Consider the following 6,781-nt stretch of genomic DNA (forward strand, 5'->3'; position numbering starts at 1 on the left):
CACGCAGGTGCCGCCGAGCGTCCCGCGCTCGATCATCACCACCGACTTCCCGAGCGTGCTGGCGCGGATCGCAGCGGCGAACGCGCCGCCTCCCGATCCGATGATGGCGAGATCGTACTTCGTAGGCATCGCTACTCCTGTCAACTCTTGGCTTTCTGCTCTGTCTCAGCCATACTGGACCTTCCAGTGCAGGGGAAGGTCAAGCGCGGCCACGGAGGGAGACAGCAATGTGGATCGGAGAACTCGCCGAGAGGGCGGGCACTACCGCGAAGACCCTTCGCTTCTACGAGGAACAGGGCCTTCTGCCCCCGACCGAGCGCACGCCGTCCGGATACCGCGACTACGCGCCCGAGACGGTCGCTCGGATCGACTTCATCCACCGCGGCCAGGCCGCGGGTCTCACTCTCGCCCAGATCCGCCAGATCCTCGACATCCGCGACGGCGGCCATGTGCCCTGCGAGCACGTGCGCGACCTGCTTGACGTGCGCCTCGCTGAGATCGAGCAGCAGATCGCGCAGCTCTCCGTGCTGCGCGACACTATCGCGGACCTTAGCCAGGACGCCGCGCACCCGGATCCTGAAACGTGCAGCACCGATCAAGTGTGTAGGTACTTGTAGACGGCGGGAGTCAATGACTCAAACGCTACAACCCCGATATGCGCTAGCGCATGTCGATGCCGCCGGTGCCCACCTCGATGATTTTGGTGGTGGCCGCGATAGCACACAGCAGCGGCATCGGGGCGGAGGCCTGCAGCGCGAAGTGGTGGACTCGGAAGGACGCGTTGTTCACGCCGATTTCGTCCGCAGCCTGGGTGATCTCCAGACGAGTCTTGGCGATCTTTTCCGCAGATGGCCCGCACTAGCTGCCGAAGGCGTAATGCCCGAAGCTTAAGAAGCCGAACGCTTTCATTGGATAACACTCCTTTTGATGGTGTTAACGAGAGGGGGTAACTTTGCAACGACATACCGTCGAGTTCAAATTCAACGTGACCTAAGGCGCGCTAGTGTTAGTCGTATAACAACACGTGCTGCCATTTACCTTCGCATCTCGCTCGATACCCTGCTGTGGGGGTTACTCGTAGCGAAGCGAGCTGAGCATCCCGGTTTCCATGTGATAGGCGTTATGGCAGTGAAATGCCCATTCACCGGGGTTGTCAGCGATCAGGTCGGCGATCATGGTTTCACCGTGGCGGAGAAGGACGGTGTCCTTGCGTAGCCCGCCGCTGCCGGGCAGCGCCCACGTGTGGCCGTGGATGTGCATGGGATGGGGCATCATGGTCCTGTTGCGCATGACCATCCGCAGGCGCTGGCCCTCCTGCACGGTCGCGGAGGAGGATTGGCCGTCAGTGAGAATGTTCCATTCATACGGCATCATCTGCCCGCCCAGGTCGATGCTGACTTCTCGGTCTGGTGTGCCCTCGGGCAGGAGTGCACGGTCTGCTGGCTTCAGGGAGGACAGAAGCAGTCCGGTGGACGACAACTCGGGGAAGTCGACATCGGGGTGGGGGGCTTGGCCGCCGGCGGTGCGGATGACGGCGAAGGCGCGGTCGTCTTTACCCACCGCCAAAGCCGTGAGCGGGAAGATGCCGTCGTCGAGGATGACCTCGACGTCGACACGCTCGCCCATCGACAGGTAGATCGATTCGGTCTCCCGAGGCTGGACGGGGAAGCCGTCGGTGTGGGTGACGGTCATGCGGTGACCACCGAGGGCCACCTTGAAGATGGTGTCACCGCCGGAGTTGATAAACCGCAGGCGGGCCTTGTCGCCCGGGCGAGCCTCGAAGGTCCGGTGAGCACGGGGGATACGTCCGTTGATGAGGTAGTGCGGATACATCACATCGCCGGCGTCCCCGCCCAGTACCCGGTCCGGGGTGCCGTGCATCATATGGCCGTGACCTCCCATTCCCATCCTCCCGTTATGGTCGCCCGAACCCATTTTGGTGAGCTTGTCGAGCTCATCGTCGGGAGTGCCCTGAATGCCGTCGACCCAGTCGTCGAGCACAATGGTCCACTCGACGTCCTGATCCTCTTCGTCGTCCGGGTCGCGGACGATCAGAGGGGCGTGCAGACCCCGGTCGAGTTGCAGGCCGGTGTGGGAATGGTAGAAGTAGGTGCCACCGTGGGGGACTTCAAAAGCATAGGAGAAAGACTCGCCAGGTTCAATGGGGTCCTGGGTCATGCCGGGCACACCGTCGGCTGCGTTGTGGAGTGCGATGCCATGCCAGTGGATGGAGGTGCTCTCAGGCAGTTCATTGGTGATATCGACCTGGAGGACGTCGCCGGCGGTGGCCTCAATGGCCGCATCCCCGGTGTCAGAGACGTATCCCCACGTCTTGGCTTCGATGCCGCCGATATCCAGGGAGAGAGGCCGGGCGGTCAGTGTCCGGCGCACCGTCGGCTCACCGAGCGCAGTGGGAGTGGGGCGAAGGGAGGGACCTGGTGCCGAGACAGCGGGTCCAGGGTCGCTGGTGCAGGCGGCCACGGCCCCGGTGCCGGCGAGGATGAGCCCGCCGAGCAGAAACTGTCGTCGGGAAAAAGCGTTCGTCATGATTTAACCGTCCTTGGTGCAAGATTTCAGTGACACGGGAGACAGGCGCAGGTGAGGACCCTGCTGAGCCATCACGTCAGGCGCAGGTCTGTGACACAGGTGGCACCGTCATCGGTGGTGGAAAACTCCGTGGTGCCGGTACGCCCCTGGTAGCTGACCTCAATCAGCCCGGTGGCATCAGCGGGAAGCCAGAAGCCAACAAACCCGTTATCGAAGGTGGTTGTCGCCTCGTCCACCAGCACCTCACCGGTCGTCTCATCGGTGATCGTGACCTGGATATCCTCATTGTCGAGTTCCCCCACGCAGGTCGTGAGGCTGTGGTAGAAGCAGTCGTGGGTGGAGGTGAGATAGGGTGCGATCGAGACATACGTCTGATTGTCGGGAAGATCGACCACGACTTCCTGGTCACCGCTCGAGAGCAGCAGTTCATCGGGACGCACTGAGGCGATCAGATCCGTGGGGCGCTCAGTGACCTTCTGCCGGTCGAGGTGATCAATGATCTCCACCGCGTCCATGTCGGCCAGGCCATGGGTAGTCAGGAATGCATCTTGGGACACCGTCCCGTCGGCCGTGGGTTCCGGGTCGGTGGCCGAACACCCCGTGAGGGCGAGGGCCAGGGCTGCGGCTGCGATCGCTGCTCGTTTCACGTCAATCTCCTTGGATCGTGGTAACACTGTGAGAAGACACCGCCTCAAGGTCGGTGCCATACTTTTATCTTGCACGGGTGCCTGACGGAGTAGAAATCAAAAACCCTGCTCACAGCCCTATAACAGGGCGAAAAGGGGGTGAGTTCGGTGGGCTGGGTCACCACCGGGACACCACTCCACAGCCGTGGGCGATGTCCTTCTACCCGCCCCGGGTATGCGGTGCAGGCAGTGAAATCCCTGGTGGCGCCTGCTGAACCGATGAGGAGAGGCGATGCCGCCGGCCCGGGGTGGGGCACAGGGGTGACGGCGGTCGAAGGGTGATGTTTGAAGATTTGATGAAGATTTCCCCGCCGGGCAGTGAGCGAGGGTGGTATTTCCCTTGCCCGGAGCGATACTGGGGTCTATGGCTGACCGCACACCGACCACCGCCACGCCCCTGGGGCGGGTGCTGGTCGTCGATGATGAACAACCCCTGGCTCAGATGGTGTCCTCCTACCTCATCCGGGCTGGCTTCGATACCCGCCAGGCGCACACCGGCATCCAGGCCGTGGACGAAGCCCGTCGCTTTTCCCCCGATGTTGTGGTGCTGGATCTGGGGCTGCCCGAACTCGACGGCCTGGAGGTGTGCCGACGGATCCGCACCTTCTCGGACTGCTACATCCTCATGCTCACCGCGCGTGGCAGCGAGGACGACAAGATCAGCGGTTTGACTCTGGGGGCGGATGACTACATCACCAAACCTTTTAGCATCCGGGAACTGGTGACCCGAGTGCATGCGGTGCTGCGCCGCCCGCGCACCAGCACCACCCCACCGCAGGTGACCACCCCCTTGATCGTTGGTGACCTCATCCTTGACCCCGTCGCCCAGCAGGTGCGGGTGGGGGAGACGACCGTGGAGCTCACCCGCACGGAGTTCGAGCTGCTGGTTGCCCTGGCCCTGCGCCCCGGCCAGGCGCTGACCCGCCACGACCTGGTCACCGAGGTCTGGGACACCGCCTGGGTCGGTGATGAACGCATCGTCGATGTCCACATCGGCAACTTGCGTCGCAAGCTCGGCACCGATACCCGGGGTCGGGGGTTTATCGACACCGTGCGTGGCGTGGGCTACCGGGTGGGGCAGCCATGAATCACGGACCCGGCCTGACCTTCCGCTTCCTGGCCGCCCAGGTGTTGGTCGTGGTAATTAGCCTGCTGGTGGCCGCGGCCGTGGCCACGATGGTGGGCCCGACCCTGTTCCATGATCATATGTTGATGGTCGGCCGGGAGGACCCCTCGCTGGAGCTGTTTCATGCCGAGCAGGCCTACCGGGATGCCAACCTGATCACCCTGGCCGTCGCCCTGCCCACTGCCTTGATCAGCGCCCTACTGGCCAGCCTGTGGTTATCGCGTCGTCTGCGCACCCCCCTGCAGGATCTCACCCACGCCGCTACCAGCCTGGCGGCCGGTAACTCCCGTATCCGCGTGCCCGCCGGAGAAGCAGGTCCCGAGGTCGCCACCCTGGCGCATGCCTTCAACACCATGGCCGACCGGCTGGAACACACCGAACAGGTCCGCCGCCAGATGCTCTCTGATCTGGCCCACGAAATGGGCACCCCCTTATCGGTGCTCACGGTCTACCTCGATGGTCTCCAGGACGGGGTCGTGGACTGGAATAATGCCAACCACACGATCATGGCTGACCAACTCACCCGCCTGACCCGGTTGATGGAAGACATTGACGATGTCTCCCGGGCCCAGGAACACCGGATCGATTTGGACCTGGCGGAGGAAGGGCTCGGGGATCTGCTCCATACCGCTGCTGCTGCCGCGGGGGAAGCCTATGCTGACAAAGGCGTCGATTTACAAGTCGAGACCATTACGGACACCGCCCGGGTGCTCGTGGACCGGCAACGCTTCGGCCAGGTGATGAGCAATCTTCTGTCGAACGCGCTACGGCACACCCCGGCCGGCGGGCAGGTCCGGATCAGCGTCCACCGCCAGGGGGCGTCCACCGCGCTCATCCACGTCGCTGATGACGGCGAGGGAATCCCCCCTAGCCAACTCGGACATATCTTCGAACGCTTTTACCGGGGGGATGCCGCCCGCAGCCGGGACAACGGCGGGTCCGGTATCGGTCTGACCATCTCCAAGGCATTGATCGAGGCCCACGGCGGCACTCTCACCGCCACCTCCCTCGGGCCCGGTCGCGGAGCGGTGTTTACCCTCCGCCTCCCGCTGTCCCCTCCCGACAGTGAGGAGGCTGCCCGGTGATCACACCCTGCCCCGCGCGAGGGCCGCGCCCTCCACCCCTTGAAGATATACCCCAGATAGCATCGCCGAATCCCACCGACCCGTAGGAGCTTTCTCATGATCACCTCCCCGCCCCGCCTCTTGCCGATGGCCTCCCACGGCTGCAGCTGTTGCGGACCTGCCTCACGTGCCGACACCGCCTCCATCCCTGCCGCCAGCGACTCGTCAGCAGGAGGGGCCTCCCCTAGCTACCAGGTCACCGGCCTGACCTGCGGCCACTGCGCGAAAAGCGTGACCCAGGCCCTTCAGGCCCTCCCCCAGGTCGACGACGTCCAGGTTGATCTCGCTGCTGGTGGTGTTTCCACCGTCACGGTCACCGGTGTCGTACCTCCGGAGATGGTTCGCCGGGCCATCGAGGAGGCCGGCTACACCGTCTTATCCTGATCAGTTTTACCCATCATCTCGACCCCGACCGGGTTGAGCGAAAGGAACGTCATGAGCACTCCCCACCATTCCAGCAATCACCATGGTGATCACCCCGCTCCGGAAACAGGCCACACCCACCACCCGGATCATGCCGGCCACGAACACCACGCAGATGCCGACACCCACGGCCAGGCGATGCCCCACGATCACCCGCACTCCGCCCTGGACGAAGACCACCAAGTTCATGGTCACGGCGAACACGCCGGACACAGCACCGCAATGTTTCGGGACCGCTTCTGGTGGTCGCTGATTCTGTCCATTCCCGTCATTATTTTCAGCCCCATGGTCGCCGAGCTGCTCGGCTACCACCTCCCGGCATTCCCCGGATCCACCTGGATCCCCCCGGTGCTGGGCACGATCATCTTCGTCTACGGCGGAACGCCTTTCCTCAAGGGCGGATGGAAAGAACTGAAATCCCGCCAACCCGGGATGATGCTCCTGATCGCCATGGCCATCACCGTGGCGTTTGTCGCCTCCTGGGTCACCACTCTGGGGCTGGGCGGTTTTGAGCTGGACTTCTGGTGGGAGCTGGCTCTGCTGGTGACCATCATGCTGCTGGGCCACTGGCTGGAGATGCGCGCTCTCGGGGCCGCGTCCTCCGCGCTTGACGCGCTGGCTGCCCTGCTGCCGGATGAGGCCGAGAAAGTCATCGACGGGACCACCCGCACCGTGGCCATCTCCGAGCTGGTCGTCGACGACGTCGTGCTGGTGAGGGCCGGTGCCCGGGTGCCGGCCGACGGTACCATCCTCGACGGAGCCGCCGAATTCGATGAGGCGATGATCACCGGCGAATCCCGGCCCGTCTTCCGCGACACCGGTGACAAGGTGGTCGCCGGTACCGTGGCCACCGACAACACCGTCCGCATCCGGGT

8 protein-coding genes and 1 pseudogene are annotated in these 6,781 nt (G+C 63.9%); 5 read left to right on the forward strand and 4 right to left on the reverse strand.

All coding sequences use genetic code 11. The features are described from left to right. A partial coding sequence (locus F4V54_RS09695; protein WP_136803776.1) for an FAD-dependent oxidoreductase occupies positions 1 to 129 on the reverse strand: 129 nt, incomplete at its 3' end. 98 nt (positions 130 to 227) lie between these two features. Here F4V54_RS09695 and F4V54_RS09700 point away from each other — a divergent pair. Beyond that, positions 228 to 617, forward strand: a complete 390-nt coding sequence (locus F4V54_RS09700; protein WP_150387005.1) for a heavy metal-responsive transcriptional regulator — start codon at positions 228 to 230, stop codon at positions 615 to 617. 46 nt (positions 618 to 663) lie between these two features. Here the strand turns inward: F4V54_RS09700 and F4V54_RS11885 are convergent. The 3 genes and pseudogenes from F4V54_RS11885 to F4V54_RS09715 all read right to left on the reverse strand — a co-directional run. Then, positions 664 to 909: pseudogene (locus tag F4V54_RS11885) on the reverse strand (LLM class flavin-dependent oxidoreductase); the annotation flags it as partial. 162 nt (positions 910 to 1,071) lie between these two features. Continuing rightward, positions 1,072 to 2,547, reverse strand: coding sequence for a multicopper oxidase family protein (locus F4V54_RS09710; RefSeq protein ID WP_150387006.1), 1,476 nt, complete (start codon positions 2,545 to 2,547; stop codon positions 1,072 to 1,074). A 71-nt stretch (positions 2,548 to 2,618) separates the two neighbouring features. Next, complete coding sequence (locus F4V54_RS09715; protein WP_150387007.1) at positions 2,619 to 3,194, reverse strand: CueP family metal-binding protein; 576 nt, start codon at positions 3,192 to 3,194, stop codon at positions 2,619 to 2,621. A 403-nt stretch (positions 3,195 to 3,597) separates the two neighbouring features. Between F4V54_RS09715 and F4V54_RS09720 the strand changes: the two genes are divergently transcribed. The 4 genes from F4V54_RS09720 to F4V54_RS09735 form a co-directional block, all read left to right on the forward strand. Beyond that, entirely contained in the window at positions 3,598 to 4,320 is a 723-nt protein-coding gene (locus F4V54_RS09720) for a response regulator transcription factor (protein ID WP_150387008.1), read from the forward strand. Then, positions 4,317 to 5,444, forward strand: a complete 1,128-nt coding sequence (locus F4V54_RS09725; protein WP_150387009.1) for a sensor histidine kinase — start codon at positions 4,317 to 4,319, stop codon at positions 5,442 to 5,444. The genes F4V54_RS09720 and F4V54_RS09725 overlap by 4 nt, the downstream gene beginning before the upstream one ends. A gap of 96 nt (positions 5,445 to 5,540) precedes the next feature. Further along, positions 5,541 to 5,867, forward strand: coding sequence for a heavy-metal-associated domain-containing protein (locus F4V54_RS09730; RefSeq protein WP_150387010.1), 327 nt, complete (start codon positions 5,541 to 5,543; stop codon positions 5,865 to 5,867). Positions 5,868 to 5,918: 51 nt separating this feature from the next. Then, the coding region (locus tag F4V54_RS09735; protein WP_487246615.1) for a P-type ATPase actuator domain-containing protein at positions 5,919 to 6,781 on the forward strand (863 nt) is incomplete at its 3' end.

Origin of the sequence: Corynebacterium tuscaniense, from assembly GCF_008693065.1 — a bacterium.
GTDB lineage: Bacteria > Actinomycetota > Actinomycetes > Mycobacteriales > Mycobacteriaceae > Corynebacterium > Corynebacterium tuscaniense.